This is a genomic window from Mucilaginibacter sp. OAE612, assembly GCF_041806395.1.
Lineage (GTDB): Bacteria > Bacteroidota > Bacteroidia > Sphingobacteriales > Sphingobacteriaceae > Mucilaginibacter > Mucilaginibacter rubeus.
Map to the genome: position 1 here is coordinate 2274476 of NZ_JBGMUW010000001.1, position 19517 is coordinate 2293992.

Annotated in this window: 14 protein-coding genes; 10 read left to right on the plus strand and 4 right to left on the minus strand. The window is 43.4% G+C overall.

Annotation, left to right across the window (positions count from 1 at the left end; translation table 11 throughout):
• Positions 1-142 precede the first annotated feature (142 nt).
• Positions 143-1165 (minus strand): LLM class flavin-dependent oxidoreductase, encoded by a 1023-nt coding sequence (locus ABID99_RS09540; protein ID WP_373613550.1) that lies wholly within the window; start codon positions 1163-1165, stop codon positions 143-145.
• Positions 1166-1304: 139 nt separating this feature from the next.
• Here ABID99_RS09540 and ABID99_RS09545 point away from each other — a divergent pair, with 139 nt between their 5' ends.
• From ABID99_RS09545 to ABID99_RS09580, 8 genes are all read left to right on the plus strand, one after another.
• Positions 1305-2141: an AraC family transcriptional regulator gene (locus tag ABID99_RS09545; RefSeq protein ID WP_090526089.1), complete on the plus strand. Its 837-nt coding sequence runs from the start codon at positions 1305-1307 to the stop codon at positions 2139-2141.
• Between the two features lie 73 nt (positions 2142-2214).
• A complete protein-coding gene (locus ABID99_RS09550; RefSeq protein ID WP_373613551.1) occupies positions 2215-2757 on the plus strand; it encodes a YbhB/YbcL family Raf kinase inhibitor-like protein in 543 nt (180 codons plus the stop codon).
• Between the two features lie 18 nt (positions 2758-2775).
• Positions 2776-3699 (plus strand): ketopantoate reductase family protein, encoded by a 924-nt coding sequence (locus ABID99_RS09555; RefSeq protein ID WP_373613552.1) that lies wholly within the window; start codon positions 2776-2778, stop codon positions 3697-3699.
• 552 nt (positions 3700-4251) lie between these two features.
• A complete protein-coding gene (locus ABID99_RS09560; protein ID WP_373613553.1) occupies positions 4252-5898 on the plus strand; it encodes a hypothetical protein in 1647 nt (548 codons plus the stop codon).
• A 268-nt stretch (positions 5899-6166) separates the two neighbouring features.
• Positions 6167-6769 (plus strand): RNA polymerase sigma-70 factor, encoded by a 603-nt coding sequence (locus ABID99_RS09565; protein WP_090526084.1) that lies wholly within the window; start codon positions 6167-6169, stop codon positions 6767-6769.
• 69 nt (positions 6770-6838) lie between these two features.
• A complete protein-coding gene (locus ABID99_RS09570) occupies positions 6839-7843 on the plus strand; it encodes a FecR family protein (RefSeq protein ID WP_373613554.1) in 1005 nt (334 codons plus the stop codon).
• A 231-nt stretch (positions 7844-8074) separates the two neighbouring features.
• The gene (locus tag ABID99_RS09575; RefSeq protein ID WP_373613555.1) at positions 8075-11407 is read left to right on the plus strand and encodes a TonB-dependent receptor; all 3333 of its coding nucleotides are present in this window, start codon (positions 8075-8077) and stop codon (positions 11405-11407) included.
• 20 nt (positions 11408-11427) lie between these two features.
• On the plus strand, positions 11428-12990 hold the full coding sequence (locus ABID99_RS09580; RefSeq protein ID WP_090526081.1) for a RagB/SusD family nutrient uptake outer membrane protein: 1563 nt from the start codon (positions 11428-11430) through the stop codon (positions 12988-12990).
• A 269-nt stretch (positions 12991-13259) separates the two neighbouring features.
• Here ABID99_RS09580 and ABID99_RS09585 read toward each other — a convergent pair whose 3' ends face one another.
• The 3 genes from ABID99_RS09585 to ABID99_RS09595 are packed head-to-tail and all read right to left on the minus strand — an operon-like array spanning position 13260 to position 16334.
• On the minus strand, positions 13260-13937 hold the full coding sequence (locus ABID99_RS09585; protein WP_373613556.1) for an ABC transporter ATP-binding protein: 678 nt from the start codon (positions 13935-13937) through the stop codon (positions 13260-13262).
• A gap of 1 nt (position 13938) precedes the next feature.
• On the minus strand, positions 13939-15198 hold the full coding sequence (locus tag ABID99_RS09590) for an FtsX-like permease family protein (protein WP_129570028.1): 1260 nt from the start codon (positions 15196-15198) through the stop codon (positions 13939-13941).
• Positions 15195-16334, minus strand: coding sequence for an efflux RND transporter periplasmic adaptor subunit (locus tag ABID99_RS09595; protein ID WP_373613557.1), 1140 nt, complete (start codon positions 16332-16334; stop codon positions 15195-15197). Before ABID99_RS09595 ends, ABID99_RS09590 begins: the two co-directional genes overlap by 4 nt.
• Positions 16335-16558: 224 nt before the next feature.
• Between ABID99_RS09595 and ABID99_RS09600 the strand changes: the two genes are divergently transcribed.
• Positions 16559-17971, plus strand: a complete 1413-nt coding sequence (locus ABID99_RS09600; protein ID WP_373613558.1) for a L,D-transpeptidase family protein — start codon at positions 16559-16561, stop codon at positions 17969-17971.
• A gap of 147 nt (positions 17972-18118) precedes the next feature.
• Entirely contained in the window at positions 18119-19411 is a 1293-nt protein-coding gene (locus ABID99_RS09605) for an NRAMP family divalent metal transporter (protein WP_090526076.1), read from the plus strand.
• Positions 19412-19517 lie beyond the last annotated feature (106 nt).

Here is a 19517-nt window from a genome sequence, read left to right on the forward strand (position 1 = left end):
CTGCCACCGGCAGCGGGGGAGCTATCACATCTGCAGGTATGCCGAAAGCCGCCGCCATGATTTCATGGGCATACAATTCGAAGCGCGAATCATAGCGCCTACCGTCAGGATGGCTGCATTCCGCATGCGCTTACCAAGTGTTTTAACGCCAACCCAGCCCGGGAGCCACATGCTCCAGGATAGAAGACAGCACATGCACATTGTAATCAACACCTAAGGTGTTAGGTATTGTCAAAAGCACCGTATCCGCTTCCTGGATGGCTTCATCTTTAGATAGTTCGGCGATCAGCCGGTCTGGTTCAGCGGCATAACTTCTGCCGAAGACCGCCCGCTTATCCGCTTCGATATAACCGAAACTGTCTGCTCCTTTCCCTTGCTGGCCAAAATAAAGCCTGTCCTGGTCGTTTACCAATGCAAAAATAGAACGGCTTACTGATACTCTTGGCTCGCGATTATGACCGGCATTCTTCCACGCCTCTTTATACACCCTGATTTGCTCGGCCTGCTGTACATGGAAAGGCTTGCCGCTTTCATCAAACTTTAATGTGGAACTTTGCAGATGCATTCCCTGCTCGGCTGCCCAAACAGCCGTGGCGTTCGAAGCAGCGCCCCACCAAATGCGTTCCCGCAGTCCTTTTGAGTAGGGCTCTAAACGTAACAAGCCCGGCGGATTTGGAAACATGGGGTATGGGTTTGGCTCGGCGAAACCAATACCTTTTAACTTATCCAAAAATACCAATGCTTTTTTACGCCCCATATCCGCATCGTTTTCGTCCTCGGCAGGCTCATATCCAAAATAACGCCAGCCCTCGATCACCTGTTCCGGAGAACCGCGGCTGATGCCCAGTTGTAACCGTCCGCCCGAGATCAGATCGGCGGCCCCGGCGTCTTCAACCATATAAAGCGGGTTCTCATACCGCATATCTATCACACCTGTGCCGATCTCAATCCGATTTGTTTTTGTACCGATAGCCGATAGCAAAGGAAAGGGAGATGCCAGTTGAGATGCGAAATGATGGACGCGGAAATAAGCGCCGTCAAGGCCGATTTCTTCGGCAGCAACCGCCAGGTCAATAGATTGCAGCAAGGTATCGGCCGCGGTACGCGTCTTATATGCAGGGTGGTCGGACCAGTGTCCGAACGATAAAAAGCCAATTTTCTTCATACTAACAACAAATCTAAGGAATGAATCGCTGGTTAGGTATCAGGGAAAAGTCAAGGTTTTAGTTCATGAACCGCGGGTTTTTATCCGCACTCATTTTGGATTGAGCGTATTTTGCGGTTTATTTGTTCCAAAAAACAGCATGGAAATCATACAGGTACCGGAAGTTACACGTCACCATTCCCACATTTCGGCTGGTGAGATCACTTTCGTGGATTATCATGATAGGGGCAGCGCTTTCCGTACGCGCGTTTTTTTTAGCCGGTGCGCGGTCAGCTTTGTACAAAATGGTCAAAAACAGATTTATCGTGCCGCTGAAAATACTGTTCTTACCCCGGGTTATGGCATGTTGATACCTGAGGGCAATTCAATTATTGCCGAGCACAGCAATAACGCCGAGCCCTATGGTAGTGTAATTGTCTTTTTTCCGCGCAGCATCGGGCAGGAATTCACGGTAAGCCGCCCCGGCAAGGGGGGAGCCAGCGCCGGCGATGCGCCGTATATTTATTTCAAGACCAACACTTATATCAATGAGTATGTGCGCAACATCAAATCCCTGATCGCCGGCAGGCAAAGCCTTTCTTATGAAATGGCCTTACTCAAACTTACCGAATTGCTCACCGCTTTGCATGAGTTGGCGCCCGAACTTTTGACCGGCATGTTCGGCAACCCTGCAGATATATCCCTTAAAACTGTTGTTGAAAATAACCTGTTAAGCAGCCTTACACTCGATGAACTTGCCTTTCTGAGTAACCGGAGCGTGTCGTCATTTAAGCGTGACTTCGAAAGAGATTACGGGGTAGCTCCTCAAAAATACATCCGGGAGCGGAAACTGGAAATGGCTTGTACCGAACTGCTAAAAGGCAAGTCGGCCAGCGAGCTATACCTGGACTACGGTTATCAGCACGTGTCCAATTTCAACACGGCTTTCAAAAGGAAATATGGCGTAACTCCGGCGAATTACCGTAAAACGCCATAATTTGAGCTTTTCTCATTATATTCTGAACTTTCAGCAACAATTGCCTTATGCAATACGCAGGCATATTTGAGGCATGAAAAAATTCATCCTCTTTTGCGCTTTTGCAATCAGTTATTACTGCTCATCTGCACAGACATTCACCCTTAAAAGTGCAGACCTTGGCGGTCAGTTTACCAATGAATTTGTGGCCGGCAACTTTGGCTGCAACGGACAAAATCATTCGCCGCAGCTCGGGTGGTCAAACGCGCCTGCAGGTACAAAAAGCTTCGCGATTACCATGTATGACGCTGATGCCCCCACAGGGAGCGGGTTCTGGCATTGGGTGATTGTCAATATCCCCCCGGTTGTTACAGAACTGAAACGTGGAGCAGGTGACCCAAAAGTCAGCGCGGCGCCGGCCGGTAGTTTGCAAAGCATTAATGACACGGGCGCCGCCGGGTACCAGGGGCCCTGCCCTGGTGAAGGAGAAGCACCGCATCGTTACATCATCACGGTTTACGCGTTGAATACAGATAAATTGGGTATTGCAACTGGCACGCCGGCTGCTTTATCAGGATACCTGCTTAACAAAGCGGCCCTGGCTAAAGCTTCCCTCGTGGTTTATTGCAAGCGATAACCCGGGAACACAACAGATATGAAAACGATATATATTGCAGGAGCGGGCGTCATAGGCCGCACGCTTGCGGTTATATTAAAGCATGCCGGTAAGAATGTGCTGTTGATCCGCGGAACTGTTGATGGCTTGCCGGGCACATCTGAAAGGATCAGGATTAACTTGCCCGACGGATCAGAAGTAAGTGAAAACATTGATGTAAAAACTTTCAGTCAAATAAAAACGATTGATGGCATCGTTGTCATCACCGCCAAATCATTTGCCAATAGCGCTTTAGCGGCGAAGTTAGCTTTAAAGGGAGTCCATTATCCTGTCGTCCTTTTGCAGAATGGCCTGAATGTGGAGCAGCCATTTATCATGCTTGGTTTTACGCAGTTATATCGTTGCGTGTTGTTTGTGACGGGCCAGTTTACCTCCGAAAACGTGGTACGGTTCAAACCGGTAGCAACCTGCCCGGTAGGGGCGATCAATAGCAATGAGGAAAGTCTTGCAGCAGTCGTATCAGAAATAAACAGCCCTGCATTTTCCTTTAAACCAGAATCAAATATCCAGGCAGTGATCTGGAAAAAAGTGATCGTCAACTGCGTGTTCAACTCTGTGTGCCCTTTGCTGAACATTGATAACAGTATTTTTCACCGTAATAATGAAGCGCTGGCAATCGGAAAACGAATAATTAAAGAGTGTATCCAGGTAGCTAACGTTTGTGGCGTCTCCCTTCCGGAGGAAGAGGTAACCGAGACCTTGCTTGCCATCAGCCGCTCATCCGATGGACAATTGATATCTACCCTGCAGGACATCAATGAACACCGCCCTACGGAAATTGCCACCCTCAACCTGGAGATCGCACGGATAGCCAAAGAGCTGGGCCTGGAAGATATGGTAAAAGAAACGCGCCTTTTAGGGGAACTGACAGCGATCAAATCAAGCTTAAGCCTGAATCGATAATTAGCCGGCCTTATATCTATCTATACTACAAACCGGAAGCAACTGACTCGGACAGTGTGTTATTTTGCGCGGTTCAAGTGAGGGGCCAAATCTGCGGAGTTTTTGATAGATGTCGTTTTTCATTTTCCTGCGGTATGTAGCAGCCAGTACGGTTAATCGACCGGGTTTGCTCCAGAAGTGTTCGGAAGAAATAAAAAAAGCGAAGATTGTGCGATTCCCTCCCCCTGGGAGGGTGTAGGGAGGGGTTTCATTCACAGACTTATTCGCCTGAAATGACGTATATACCCCTCCCTGCCACCACGAAATCCAGCCGCACCCCTCCCAGGGGAGGGAATTAAAAATCTTCCGAACACTTCTGGGGTTTGCTCCGACAGACAGTTGGGGACGGTTACGGATACGCATTATATATCTTAGCAGGCTGTTTGAAAAAATCGAATTATGATAACTTAGCGGTTACAATCGCTATAAACCAGGCAAACGGAATACTTGTTCATCCGCGCGCAAAGCTACCGATACCTGTTCCCGGAAAATAAAATAGAAGCACTATCGTCTATGAGATTTAAAACTCTTTTGATCTTCACTTCAGCGGCAATGGCGGCGGTCGTTACCACACCTTTGTTCGCTCAAAAAACAAAGCCAGGCAATACGCCTAAAATCGTTAACATTGTCAATTTTATCCGCGACATCGAACCACGTGATGCGGGTATCACCAAAGATGTCCTGTACCAGACCGTGGTAAACCAGATTGCGCTGATGAAGCAATATCACCTGGGCGGAACTTTTTTGTTACAGTACGATGCCCTGATTGACAAGCGCTACCAGGATTTGCTGAAAACACTTCCGAAAGATGAGTTTGAGATTGGGGGATGGTGGGAACTGCCGCAACCGCTGATTGAAAAAGCTGGGATCAAATGGAGGGGAAAATATGCCTGGGACTGGCATTCAGACATCGGTTTTTCTGTGGGTTACACGCCTGCGGAACGCGAAAAGATCATCGACGTTTATTTTGCTGATTTTAAAAGCATATTCGGGTATTATCCCAAATCCATCGCTTCATGGGTCATCGATGCGCATTCGCTGAATTACATGTACGATAAATATAAGATTGTTGCCTCTGCCAACTGTAAAGACCAGGTAGGTACCGATGGTTTCACCCTGTGGGGCGGTTACTGGAACCAGGCGTATTACCCGAGCCGTTTAAACGCTTATATGCCTGCCCAGCATGCAGATAGGCAGTTGCCCGTGCCCGTATTCAGGATGCTGGGTAGCGACCCTATACGGCAATACGCCGATGGCAGCTCGGTAACCACGCTTGAGCCTGTTTACCCCCACGCGGGCGGAAATGAGCAGTGGATCAACTGGTTTTTGCAAACTTTTGCCAATGATTCCTCGCTCGGCTACAATTATACGCAGGCTGGGCAGGAAAATTCATTCACCTGGGATGCCATGAAAAAAGGGCTGGAATGGCAGATGCCGGTTATTGCCCGTCTCCGCAAACAGGGCAAGGTTCGGGTAGAAACCATGGCGCAGTCGGGCGAATGGTTTAAACGTACCTATAAGGTAACCCCAGCTACAACCTTTACGGTAAGCAGGGACCTGGCAAACAGCGATAAAAAAACCGTTTGGTATAACAGCAGGTTTTACAGGACTAACCTGCTTTGGGAAAATGGAACGTTGCGGATAACCGATATCCACCTGTTTAACGAAACCGTGCCGGATAAATACCTGAATAACGTTACTACCGTTAATCAAAGTTTCTTTTACACGCTCCCGGTGGCAGATGGTTTTCAATGGGGAAAACGCGGCAAACCCGAGGGTTTTCGCCTGATGATGAACGACGGGGCCGGGGAAGCGCCGGTTCAGGGAGGAGATCCTGTGTTCACAAATATGAATAAGACGACGGCCCATGCTTCATGGCCTGTTGGTAAAGGTTCTTTCGAAATCAATATGGACGAAAAATCCCTGACCATCATGGCTAAGAACCACCCGGCCGGCGACTGGTTCCTGGACTTGTGCATTGCGGAAGGCGCTAAAACCCCGTTTAAACAATTGACAGGCAACAGCGCCCTGTATGAATTTGATGGCCATACCTACCGGCTTGCTATGCAGCAGGGCACTCTGGAAAAAAGCGCCAATGGCAGTTTATACCGCATCAGGCCACAACACCAGCGAGTTGTATTATTACTGGCAGATCAATAAAAGATCTGCCGGTATACAGGCGGCATTTTGCTATTATAGTCAAATAGTAGGAATGCAAACAAAAATTGGTGAAGAGGGGCAACCAAAATCTTTTTTACAGGTCAATCAACAATTTAATAAAAGTAAAAATTGCATAAAGGGCTTAATAAAATGCCTGATTCGTACATAAGAAAGTCGGATTATGTTAATGAAAAATTAAAATACTATTTTAGATTTGACTGCCAGTGCGTTCTTAGCACCGAGAACCAATTTTAAATTTAGTTTAAGCATGAACAATTGGAAAACATTAACCGATGAGGAGTTGGTTGAGCGGTTAAATTTTTCTGACCATGCAGCATTTACAGAAATTTTTCACCGTTATCACGGGGCTTTATATTCATTTGCACTAAAACGGTGCCGCGAAGCAGAAATAGCAGAAGAACTGGTGCAGGACCTGTTTGTGAATTTATGGATTAAACGCGGGCAATTGTATATAAAGGCAACCCTGAGTGGATACCTGTATGTTGCGTTACGAAATTTGGTGTTGAATCATATTCAAAAGCAAATGCTTCGTGATAGGGCCACTGAAATTTTGCGTTTAGCGGCGCCTGTTCCGCAAACCGCCCCTGAGGAAATGCTGATAGTTAAAGAAATTGGGCAGGAGGTTGACCGGAATCTTCATTTACTCCCCGAAAAATGCAGAACTGTTTACGAACTCAGCCGGAAACAATACAAATCTAATAAGCAGATTGCCGCCGAGCTGGGTATTACCGAAAAAACGGTAGAAAATCATATGAACCGGGCACTCAGATTTTTGCGATTATCCCTCCACCAGTTGTTTACAATTGCTATTATATACTCCTTGCTCTATCTTAAAACTTTTTTTAAATAAAAATAAAATTCTTTTGGGTGCTACATAGGTTTTAACTGTCTTGGTTATTAAAAGGACAATTTTAAAACCATGCAACCTATTACACCGGAACTTATTGAGAAATACCTTGCAGGGAAATGTAATACTGACGAAGAGGCCACAGTACTCACGTGGTTTAATGCGCCGGAAAATGAACCGGATGCGTATGATCAGCTTTCGCCGGAGGCTAAACAGGCCTTACAGGACCGGTTGATATTGGGAATACGCGAGAAAATACGCTTGTCCGAACCTCCCGTAAAGAAGTTTAATTATTATTGGGCCGGTGCAATAGCAGCCAGCATTTTGATTTTTATTACAATTGGCCTTTTATGGTACAAACAACCGGCGGCAAATAAATCAACGGTTATTAATGATAATGTCAGGATTGTAAATACAGGGCAAAAGATAAAAAAAGTAACGCTGCCCGATGGTAGTACGGCCTGGCTTAGCCCAGGGACTATGGTTGCATACGACCGTACATTTAATCGTGAATTCCGGACTGTTTCGCTTACCGGCGAGTCGTTTTTTGACGTGAAAAAAGATCACGCCCATCCATTTATTGTCCGGACAGCGCACATGTCAACTAAAGTTTGGGGAACCAGTTTTAGTGTAAAGGATAATGAACATGCGCTTCGCGCCGAAGTAGCAGTAGTTACCGGAAAAGTATCTGTCGCGATAGCTGATCGAAATAAAGACGTTGCAGATGTTATGCTCCATCCTCAGCAAAAGGCAGTTTGGCAGGTAACAGCAAAAAAGACTGATAAACTTGAAGTTAGCCTTGTAGAGAAGCACTCGGTATTGAAAATTTGGGGAAAAACCAGCCTTTCATTTAATGATGTGTCCCTTAGAGAAGCAGTTCGTGTACTTCAACAGCAATTTGATGTGATAATTATGTTGCCCGACGGGGATCACGATCTTGCAGAAGCCAAGTTACAGGCTGACTTTAGCAATCAAAGCCTGCCCGAAATAATGGAAGTACTTGAAAAACTCCTCAACGTTAGCTATGTAACCGATGGGAAGAAGTTTGTGTTACAGAGAGCCATAACAACCAATTAACCAATTATTATTAACCCTAAAGTTAAATTATGAAGAAAGATTAACCTCAGCAAACACCACTTATGTAAAATGAAGAAAGCGTGTCGTTACCACGCTTTCTTCGGGCCCCGGCCGTGTCATTACACACCTTTCGTAGAGGTGCGGGGGCTTTTTTGTCTCATTTTTTTACCAAATAAAACACACTAATGTATGAATATTAATTTACTAATATCGATCAACTGGTATAAAATTATGAAGTTATCCTGTTGCCAGATTTTGTTGGCCATCATATTTGCAGGTGTATCGGTAGCCGGCACCACGCGTGCGCAGGGAGTCCTGGACCGCAAGGTTGATATCGCCGCTGTTGATATGGATATGAAGTCTTTTCTTAATATGCTTTCAAAAAAAGCGGGAGTTAAGTTTGTCTATTTAAAAGAAACTTTAAGTAATCAACAAAAGGTTACGACTGCGGGAGGGCAGAAAGATTTAAAAGCAATATTGGAGCAGGTTTTTCTTGCTAATGGTATTGGTTTTGAACTCGTTAACAATCAAATTATCCTGACAAAACTCCGAACACCTGCCGACACCGGCTCACAAAATAGTGAAGATAAAAATGATGGACCGGAGATAATACAGGTAAAAGTTACCGGGCAGGTTACCGATGATAAGGGAGTAGTATTGCCGGGAGTTACCATTAAGGTAAAAGGAACCACTGTAGCAGCGGCAACCGATGGACAGGGTAATTATACGATAAATGCGCCCGATTATAACGCGACGTTAATTGTCAGTTATTTAGGCTACGTAACCCGTGAAGTAGCGATAAATGGCCAAAAAGTTGTCAATATTCAATTGCAGGAAGATAACAAGGCCCTTAACGAAGTAGTTGTTGTTGGTTACAGTACGCAGAGCAGGCATAAATTGACCAGTGCAGTAGTTACCGTTTCTGGCGATGAACTTAATAAAAGGGTCGCTACTTCACCCTCAACTTTACTGCAGGGTAAGTTGCCGGGTTTACAGGTTGTTCAGGGTTCCGGAGAGCCAGGAAATGAAAATGTTCAATTAACCATAAGGGGCGTCGGTACATTCAGCGGGGCAGGGTCCAATCCATTAATTATTGTTGATGGCCTTCCGGGAAGCCTTGATGTATTGAACGCCAATGATATCGAATCGATATCTGTATTAAAGGATGCTTCTTCGGCGGCCATTTACGGCTCCCGGGGTGCTAACGGTGTTATTGTAGTAAAAACTAAAAGAGGTAAGGCCGGTAGCCTGGCTATCCAGTATACATACAATCTGGGGGTCTCCAAGGCTACCAAACTCCCTGATATAATCACCAATTCGGCAACGTACATGCAATTGTCAAATGAGGCACGGACAAACTCCTCGCTCGCGCCCCTGTATACGCAGGCCCAGATAGATCTGTACCAAAACGCAACCGACAGGGTAAAATATCCGAATCATAACTGGTTGAATGATATTTTTCGAACAGCTTATACCCAAAACCATTATCTGAACATGAGCGGGGGTAAGGATAGTACAACGTATAGTGTTGGCGTCGGTATTACCAACCAGCCTGGCGTGATGCGGGGATTTGACTATTCGAAATATACGTTTTCACTGGGTTTAAACTCAAAGCTAAATAAACGGATCACTTTTGGATCGGATATCCAGATGCGGTACGGCAGAAAACTGACCCCTGAAAATGGCGCAAGTGATCAGTTTCTTTCGGCATTGGCCCAATCACCATTATATCCTGCCCAAAGTTCAGATGGCAGATGGATAAAAAAAGCATACTCCAACGAGCAGGGTAATAAAAATCCCGCGGCTATTGTAGGCGAGGATATCAGAACACGGGGTAATGATTATTATTTACAGGGTAACCTATCCCTGGATATCGATCTTTTTAAAGGTTTGCGTTGGGAAAATAAAGGAGGGTTTAATTATGGCTACTATAAATTCAATGATTTCAGGCCGGTAATTCCTACATATTATTATAGTGATATGTCTCCTGCGGGCAACCTTGATGATGGGTCGCCGGGTTTAAATGTGGGCAATTCAGACAATATTTATACGGTATATTATAGCCAGCTGACTTATAAAAAGAGCCTTGGGCTTCACAATTTTTCGGCATTTGCCGGTTATCAGCGGGAAAAAAATAATGCCAGTAACATCAACGCGTCCCGCACCCAGTATGTAACAAACTACCTGCGGGAACTGAATGCCGGGCCTTCTGACGGGCAAACCAATAACGGCACATCATCCGCATGGGCGATCAGCTCATTTTATGGCAGTGCCAATTATGATTATGCAGATAAATATTTACTGGGCGCTAACATCAGATACGATGGAACCTCCCGTTTGCCTTCAAACTCAAGGTATGGTACTTTCTATTCATTCTCCGGTGGCTGGCGAATTTCCAAAGAGAATTTCCTGAAGGATGTTTTGTGGTTAAATGACCTTAAAGTCCGGGGCTCGTGGGGACAGTTGGGTAATCAGAATATCGGAACTTATCCTTATCAATCAACTCTGTCGGGTGCCAATTATGCCTTTGGAGGCTCTGTTTCTTCAGGTTTCGTCGCCAATACGCTGGTTGATCCGAGCCTGACCTGGGAAACCACGCGGGTTGGAGATATTGGCCTTGATATGACCATTTTAAATAACAAACTTGTTTTGTCGGCAGATTATTTCAATAAATATACTTTTGATATTTTGAGAAGCTCGCAGGTGCCATTCTATATTGGTTTGAACGCGCCTACAATCAATGACGGGGCGCTTCGTAATAAAGGTTTCGAGTTTGCCCTGCAATATAACGACAGGATTGGAAGAGATTTCTCTTATACCGTAGGCGTAAATCTTCAAACCTACAAAAACAAGCTTGAAAGGTACGGATCAAAGGATATCAGCGACCACACCATCAGGCAAGAGGGACATGAACTGGATGCTTACTACATGTATGTGTGGGACGGGATATTCCAAAGTCAGCAGGAGATAGACAATTCGCCTAAACAGCCGGTTACACCTACTCCCGGCGACCTGAAGATCAAAGATGTTAACGGCGACGGTAAAATAGATGCCAATGACAGAACTTATGTGAGCGGCAGATTCCCTTCATATCAATATTCGGCCAATATCGGCGCTGCTTATAAGGGGTTTGATTTTAGCGCTCAGCTATATGGCTCCCAGGGCCAAAAGGCTTATGTTAATGGCTGGGGAATTGAGCCTTTCAGGCAAGGTTCTGTTCCAACAACAGATTGGCTAAATCGTTGGACTCCAACCAACCATACGAATACAATGCCTAAGATTTACGTGGCAGATGGTTATGCGGCGGTTCAAAATTATCCTTCTACTTATTTCTTAAAAGATGCCTCGTTCGTTCGTCTTAAAAGCTTACAACTGGGTTATAATTTCGCCTTACCTGCGCTAAAAAAGGTGTCGATAAAATCGCTGAGGGTTTTTGTAGCGGCTGACAACGTATTTACTATAAGTAAGTATCCGGGCCTTGATCCTGAACGGGTAGGGGACGGAACCTACGTTACTTATCCGCAAAACAGAACGATAACCTTTGGAGCTTCCATTAAACTTTAAAATTATTAAAGAAAACGATTATGAAACTTTATAATAAGTATATATACATACTGATGACGGTGGTAGTCATACTGGTATCTTGTAAGAAAAGTTCCCTTGACCTCAATCCACCGGATAAACTTTCTACTCAAAATTTTTGGAAGTCAGAAAGTGATGCCGACCTGGCATTAACAGGTTGTTACAATTTCTTATATGCACAGGGAGGGAGCTATTCCACATCGCAATATGAGGTGGTTGCATGGGATAATTTTAGTGACAATTCTTACGGGCAATATAACTATGGTGGCGGTACCAGTGCACTGTCATCTGGTTTATCTCCCGGCGTTTTTGATACTTATAATCTTTATCAATCGTCCTATTATGTTAATAATTATACTGCTATAGCCTCCATTAACTATTTTTTGGCAAACGTTGATAAAGTACTTACCGGCGATAAGCTTAAACAATACAAGGCTGAAGCCTATTTTTTGCGTGCCTTTAATTATTACTGGCTTGCTATATTATACGGAAATGTGATCATTACCACGGCCGATCCTTTTACGCTGGATTATAAAAAACACATGGCCAAATCTACCAGGGCCGATGTTTTGAAACAAGTAGAGGCAGACCTTGACCTGGCGATAGCTGGCTTACCGGATGTTGCCTATGGCAACGGACATGCTGTTAAAGCTACAGCCCAGGGTTACAAGGTAAGGGCATTGTTATTTGAGAAAAAATACGCCGATGCGGCCACGCTCGCCAATACCATTATCGCAGGCGGGAAATTTTCTTTAAACCCGTCTTATCCTTCAAATTTTTATAAACCTGCGCAGAACAGCAGCCCTGAAATCATGTTTTCGGTTAAATACCAACTGCCAAATCTCTCGCACCAGGATAATGGTATAAGTGTGCCCTTACAACGCTGGAAAGGAGAATTAGCAACCCAGGATTTGGTTAACGAGTACGAAGCTGCTGATGGCAAGGACACAACCTCATCTGCCGTTTATGTAAAGGGAAAACCGTTTGACAATCGCGATCCCCGGATGCGGATGACCCTGTTTTTTCCAGGTGATACCAAAGCGCAGGGGTGGCCATTTACAGGATCATATGCCGTGGCCCAGCCCGGAAAAGATTCATGGATAGTAGGTTACTATGCTGTAAAAAAATGGCTTGATCCAACACTTGTAGACCCTGACTATGGAGTAAAGGGTGATAATGACTTTGTTTTATTGCGTTATGCAGATGTATTACTGATGTATGCTGAAGCACAAAACGAGGCAGTAGGCCCGGATGCAAGCGCTTACAACGCAATTAACCTGGTTAGGAAAAGGGTTAATATGCCCGACCTGGCTGCCGGCCTATCACAGGCCCAGTTTAGAGAGAAAGTGCGTCATGAAAGAAGGGTTGAATTTGCCCTGGAGGGGATCCGTTATTTTGATTTGAGGAGATGGGGAATTGCTACGCAGAAGTTGAACGGCTTTGTGCAAAATCCTTTATTCCCCACTGTGAAAACCAAGTATGCCGATAACTATGATTTTTGGCCGATTCCGCAACCCGAAATTGACAGGAATTCGCCCGAACTGGTGCAAAATCCCGGTTATTAAATAATAAATAATTGTTAGACAGCGAGGCCGTATCAATTTATTTTGATACGGCCTCTTAATATAAACCTGTTTTTGCCAATAGATCACCATGATTATAATAGCTGTAACTGTGAATAATTTCAGGATGGCCCAATTCGTTGATTGAGAAAATGACTTGGCAGATCGTTCGACAAAACCAGGAAAAGCCCGGATAAAAGCAAGAAAACCTTGGATGATGAGATTCCGCTGAGAAGCATTCTTACATGCCGATGCGGTTGCTGTTTTTTCAATTAGTTTATGATGGTTCCGTCTTCCATTTCAATAATTCTTTGGGTCTTACGCGCGAATTCACTATCATGTGTAACTACAAGTATCGTCTGTTGATAATTGGTAATCAATTCGTTAAAAATGTTAAAAACGATTTCAGTATTTTTTTTATCCAAATTACCGGTTGGCTCATCAGCCATGATGATTAGCGGATCATTGATCAATGCCCGTGCAATGGCTACCCTTTGCTTTTGCCCGCCAGATAATTGATTCGGCTTTTTTTTTGCTTCCGTTTCAACGCCTAATACTTTTAATTTTTCAAAAGCCCGGTGTTCAGTTTCTTCTGCGCTGTATTTTCCAAGCCTCAGGCCTGGGAGCATCACATTTCGGAGTACAGAGAATTCATTTAAAAGGTAATGAAACTGAAATACGAAGCCTATTTTTTCGTTTCTTACCGAGGCCAGCTCCCGTTCGTTCTTTTGTTTCATACTGATATGATCAATCCTCAGGTCTCCTTCATAATCAGTGTCCATGGTTGAAAGGATATATAATAGTGTTGATTTGCCGCAGCCTGATTTTCCCATAATTGAGGCGAATTCGCCTTTATGAAGCGAAAAATTAACATCCCTCAATACTTTTACCGCTTTGGGTTCATAAAAGGTTTTTGAGATGTTTAAAGCTTCTAATATTATTGAGTCCATGTTATTTCCCTCTTATAATGATTACAGGATCTACTTTACTTGCTTTTTTTGAGGGAAAATATCCCGCGAAATAGGTGGTTAGAAAAGAGAACAGACCAGCGATAAAATAAAAACCTATATTGAAATCAATGGGATAGGTTTTAATTGTGGGAAGCGCGGTTGTATTAAATGGGATGTGGTTTATGATAACAGATAAGATGAAACCCAGTATCAGCCCTGCCAGGCCGCCAAAAATACCTATGCCTAATGCAATTGTACTAAATATGCGGCTGACATCTTTGCCTGAAAATCCTGTGGCTTTTAATATTGCGATGGAATCGAGCTTTTCATAAATCATCATATTTAGAATGTTATATATCCCAAAACCTGCTACAATCAGTAAAGTTACCCCAACTGTGTAAGATATCAGCGAGCGGATAAAGCTACCGGTATCAAATTGTGAATTGGCCGTTTGGATATCCATCGCATCTATATTGAATACCTGCCTGTAATAAGCTGCGATTTTCGGTGCTTCGGTGATGTTTTTTAATTTGACCTGGATGTCTGTGATATAATTGTTTGATTCGTCAAGTAATTTTTGAGTTGTTGCGATAGAGGTATAACTTTGCTTGTTGTCAATCTCTTCAAGACCGGATTGATAAATCCCTACTACTTTTAAAGGCACCTGGTTTCCATTAGCAGGGGTTACGTGAATGATATCCCCCAGATGGACTATCATTTTTTTTGCAATGCCTTTTCCTAAAATAATACTGTTGGGTGTATTTTTAAGGTCAATGAATTTGCCCGCTATAATATAGTCGCCAAATAAAAAAAGTTCATTTTCCATATTCGGATCAATGCCGTTAATAAGGCCGGTGATATTAACCTGTCCTGTATTGTAGAATATTTGCGCGGTAATTAGCGGTGATAGTCCCTGCACGCGTGGATCGACTGCGATAGCCTTCATTATAGCCTTGCTATTGTAAATGCCCAGGCGCTTGTTCTGCGGCTTAACGGAGCTTACAAAGTTGTAACTGTGGCGATATGCGTTGGTAAGGTCCACTGGTTGATGCCGTGCAGCTGCAATTTCATTATACAATCTGATATGAGGGGTGCGGTTTATTACCAGTCCATCTAAAAGCTTGTTTAAGCCACCCATAAAACTCAATAGGGCAATAAACATTGTTATGCTAAAAGTTACACCGGTTGCGGCAACAATCGTCTGTCTCAAGTGAGCTAATAATAAAGCTACCGCGATGTTCCAGGTCAGCTTAAAATTCATGGTATCGGTTTTATTAGTTCATCATTTAACTGGAGACCGGAAATCACTTCTACTTGCAGGTAATCACTAAGACCTGTTTTTATTTTAAGTTTTTCACCGTCGCTTCTTATCACAACGGAATCGTTGAGCAAGTAGCTTCTGGGGATAAGCAAAGCCTTTTTTCGGGTTTGGATAATTATATTTGCTTCCAAAGTAGTGTTAGGATATAATTTTAGCGGCGGGGTAGTAAAAATAGCTTCAACACGAAATGTTTTGGTGTGTTCGTTCATTTCCGGATATATTTTGGTTACTCTGGCTTCAAATACCTTGCCTCTGTAACTATCCATTGTGACAAAAACGGTAAGCCCCGGATTTACTTTAACGATATCATATTCGTCCACTTGTAATTCAAGCAGGAAACGGTCGGCTTTGCCAATGAGGGCCAGCGGTGTTTGCGGACTAACAGTTTCGCCCGGATTTTTGTAAAGGTTATATACTACTCCGTTTATATTGCTTTTAACAGTAAAGTCGCTTTCCTGTTGTTTGTTAATACTGAGATTATTTATGCTTTGCGCGGCGTTATAATGCAATTGCCTTTTCAATTCTGTGAAATTAATTATGGCTGTTTGTAAGGCTGTTTTTGAATTGACTACTGCTAATTCCCTTTCCTCAAGCTGTACTTTCGTACCGATCTGCTGCCCCCACAGTTCTTTTTGCCTGACCAACATTACTGAGTCGTTAAGCATCTTGGACCGGGCCTGATCAACCGCGATTGCCGCTGCGGCCAGTTTATCTCTATTTAGCCTGAAGTCGGCAAACGAAGCCGATATCATCGCGTTTTCAACATTTAGCTTTTGATTTTCTTTTTTAATAGATATTAAAGGAGTGCCGGCAGTAACATATTGACCTTCAGTTACAAATTGTTCCTGAATGATACCGCTAACTGAGGTAAAAGCTTGATATTGATCCTTGCTTTTAATTATGCCGGACGCATATACGGACTCTGATATGGAAGCAACTACCGGCCTTATTTTATCGCTTTTTAATTGACAGGAAAAGCTGAAGAGAAACGTGGATGCAGTAATTATCGCTTTTACAATATTTATCTGATGGTTTGTTATATTATCAGTAATACTAAAGCTCCTAACAATTTTCATATTGCTAATGTCATCACTCTTAAGTACTTTAAGTTTGATAAATATCAGGATGAATAGTGACGGTGCTCACGCCAATTTGATGGTAGGCATAATTTTATGATCTGCATCAACAAGTTATTTGATGTGTGTCATTCTTTTTGCTGGGTGTTATTCAAAACTTTACACAATATCAATGTAGCCATGGGCCGCACTGAAGAAGATTTGGATACTCACAAAATATTGCAATGAAAAAGTTGGTTCTTTTGTTATTCACTTTCAGTTCGTTTTTTCTGGTTAATGTATTTGCCCAGGAAAAGAAGGGGATTACCAATAATGCAATTAACGAACAGCTCAAAAGCGCTGCTACGTCGCAACAATTACATTACCCACAAAGCGTTACCCGGTTTTATCGCCAAAACAATTACCTTCCGGTATGGACTAACCCGCAATCGCGTCAAAACACCGGGAATGCAATGGTGCTTTTAGATTGTGTGTTACAATACGGATTATCGCATGATGATTTTCATCCTAAAGAGCTTCAGTTTGATATGCTCCGCGATATTTTGGAAAATCCAGGTTCGGTTAGTGACTCCTTAAAGGCACAGTTTGATGTTTTGCTTACAGATGCTGTCATTACCATGCTGAACTATTTGCATTACGGAAAGCTTAATCCCGACTACGGATCCGACAGGGTAGATCATGGTATGGATGTACCATTTCATGCAGAAGCTAAACTGCAGGACATTATACATTCGCAGGAGTTTACGAAGTCTGTTTTGGAGGTACAACCTAATGCAAAACTCTATACCGCTTTTCAGGAAATGCTGCACATAATCAGAGGACAAGCTCCGGATGATTGCTATGGAACCCCAGGAAATGATGTAATGAAAATCGCCGTCAACATGGAAAGAATCAGGTGGGCAAACGTTGATGACCGGGAAAAATATATACAAATTAATATCCCTACCTACGAGCTGACATTTCATTTGCCGGATACGCTGGTGGTATTTAAAGCTATTGTCGGAACGGCGCAAACCCCCAGTCCGACTTTGCAGAGCCAAATCACCTATTTTACTTCTTTTCCAGACTGGCTTGTTCCTGACCGGATATTTATCCGCGACATCCTCCCGAAAGCAATAGCTGATAGTTTATTCCTTGACCGGCTTCAGATCAGTATTTATAATAAGGCTGGTCAATTAAAAGATATCACTAACGCCCAACTTAAGAGCATATTGACTTCGCCCCAGGGCTATTACGCTAAACAGGCGCCCGGCTGCGATAACACCCTGGGATCGCTGGTTTTTCATTTTCAAAATGTGTACAACATATACTTAAACCAAATTGCTGATCAAAAGCTGTTTGAAAAAGATAAACGTGATTTAAGTAATGGTTGTATCTGGTTAGATGATGCTGCCGGGCTCGCCGCGTTATTGCTCAAATATGACGCTTCAGAGCAAAGCGACAAATTGTTTAAAATTCTTAAAAAATCAAAGACACATAATTTCGTGCTTAATAAACCTGTTCCTATAAAAATCACTTACCTGACATGTGACATAAAAAAAGGTGAATTAATCAGGTTTGAGGATATCTATAATATGGACACAAGCCTGGAATTGGCTATTTACAGCAAGCTTCAACGCAATACGAGCATAAGATAAGCTTCATTTTGCGCGAAAGTTGTTAAATCAAATTTTGAACCTTTAACTCATAAGCGGCCACTACTACCAGCGTCAAAACATAGTAGGTGATCAGAAAATTCATCATTTGGTGTATGGGAATAATATAATTTTCTGATATTCAATACCATGAAAGGTAATCAACAGAAAAAAAAGAACCGCTTTTTGAGATTTTTTTCAATTTTAGGCCCGGGCCTTACTACTGGTGCTGCTGATGATGACCCCTCTGGCATTGCTACTTATTCGCAAACCGGCGCACAGTTTGGCTACAATCAGCTGTGGGCAGCGCTATATATGTTACCTTTTATGATTGCCGTTCAGGAAGCTTGCGCACGTATCGGCATGGTAGCAGGTAAAGGCCTATCAGCTGTAATTAAGGAACATTACAGCAAAACTGTTTTATATGCGGTTGTCGGGCTCGTATTGGTGGCCAATACAATCAATATCGGGGCCGATATAGGAGCTATGGCAGCTGCGGCCCGATTACTTATCCCAGCCCCGTTTGTTGCATTAACCTTGTTTTTTACATTGTTGACCCTTGTTCTGGAGGTTTTTACTTCTTATCATTCTTACGCCAGGATACTAAAATGGCTTGCAGTAACTTTATTGGCATATCCCATAACTTTGTTTATTGTACACCAGCCATGGCTTACCGTTCTGAAAGCAACTGTTATACCTCATTTTGAGTTAAATTTTAGTTTTCTATTTATCATAACGGGGGTTTTGGGAACCACAATTTCTCCATATATGTTTTTTTGGGAGGCCTCACAGGAAGTGGAGGAGCAGAAAGAAAAGGAGAGGATTTCGCGGCATAAACCCAGGCCCGGTTGGATGCAAATAAAAAAAATGCGTATTGATAACACTATCGGCATGATATTTTCAGAATTCACTGCCTGGAGTATTATTGTAGTTGCTGCAACCGTTTTGCACAATAGCGGTGTAACTGACATAAAAAGTGCGTCTGATGCGGCAAGGGCGATAGAGCCGCTGGTGCATACCTTTCCTAACGCCGGATTTTTAGCCAAATTAATTTTTTCTACCGGCATTATAGGCCTTGGTTTATTGGCTGTCCCGGTACTTTCCGGCTCGGTAGGATATGCCGCTTGTGAGGCCTTTAACTGGAAGGCAGGGCTTAATTTAAAATTGAAAAAGGCGCGCTCTTTTTATGCTGTCATATGCATTGCCACTTTAATTGGATTACTAATCAATTATATTGGCATCGATCCGGTTAAGGCATTAGTTTATGCGGCGGTATTAAATGGGATAGCAGCGGTACCACTATTGTTCCTGATTGCCAGGATCTCCTCTAACCCCAAAATCATGGGAGAGTACAATAGCAAGTTTATTTCCAAATTGATGCTTTGGAGCAGTTTTGCTGCCATGGGGGCAGCTGCAATAGCTTTGTGTTATACATTGTATTAGCACGGGATTTGGCCCCTTTAATTTAATGATTTAAATTACACAATATACTGTGCTGTGATTTCTGTCAGCAAGATCATTGATTCTCGTCATGAATAACAGGGGAGTG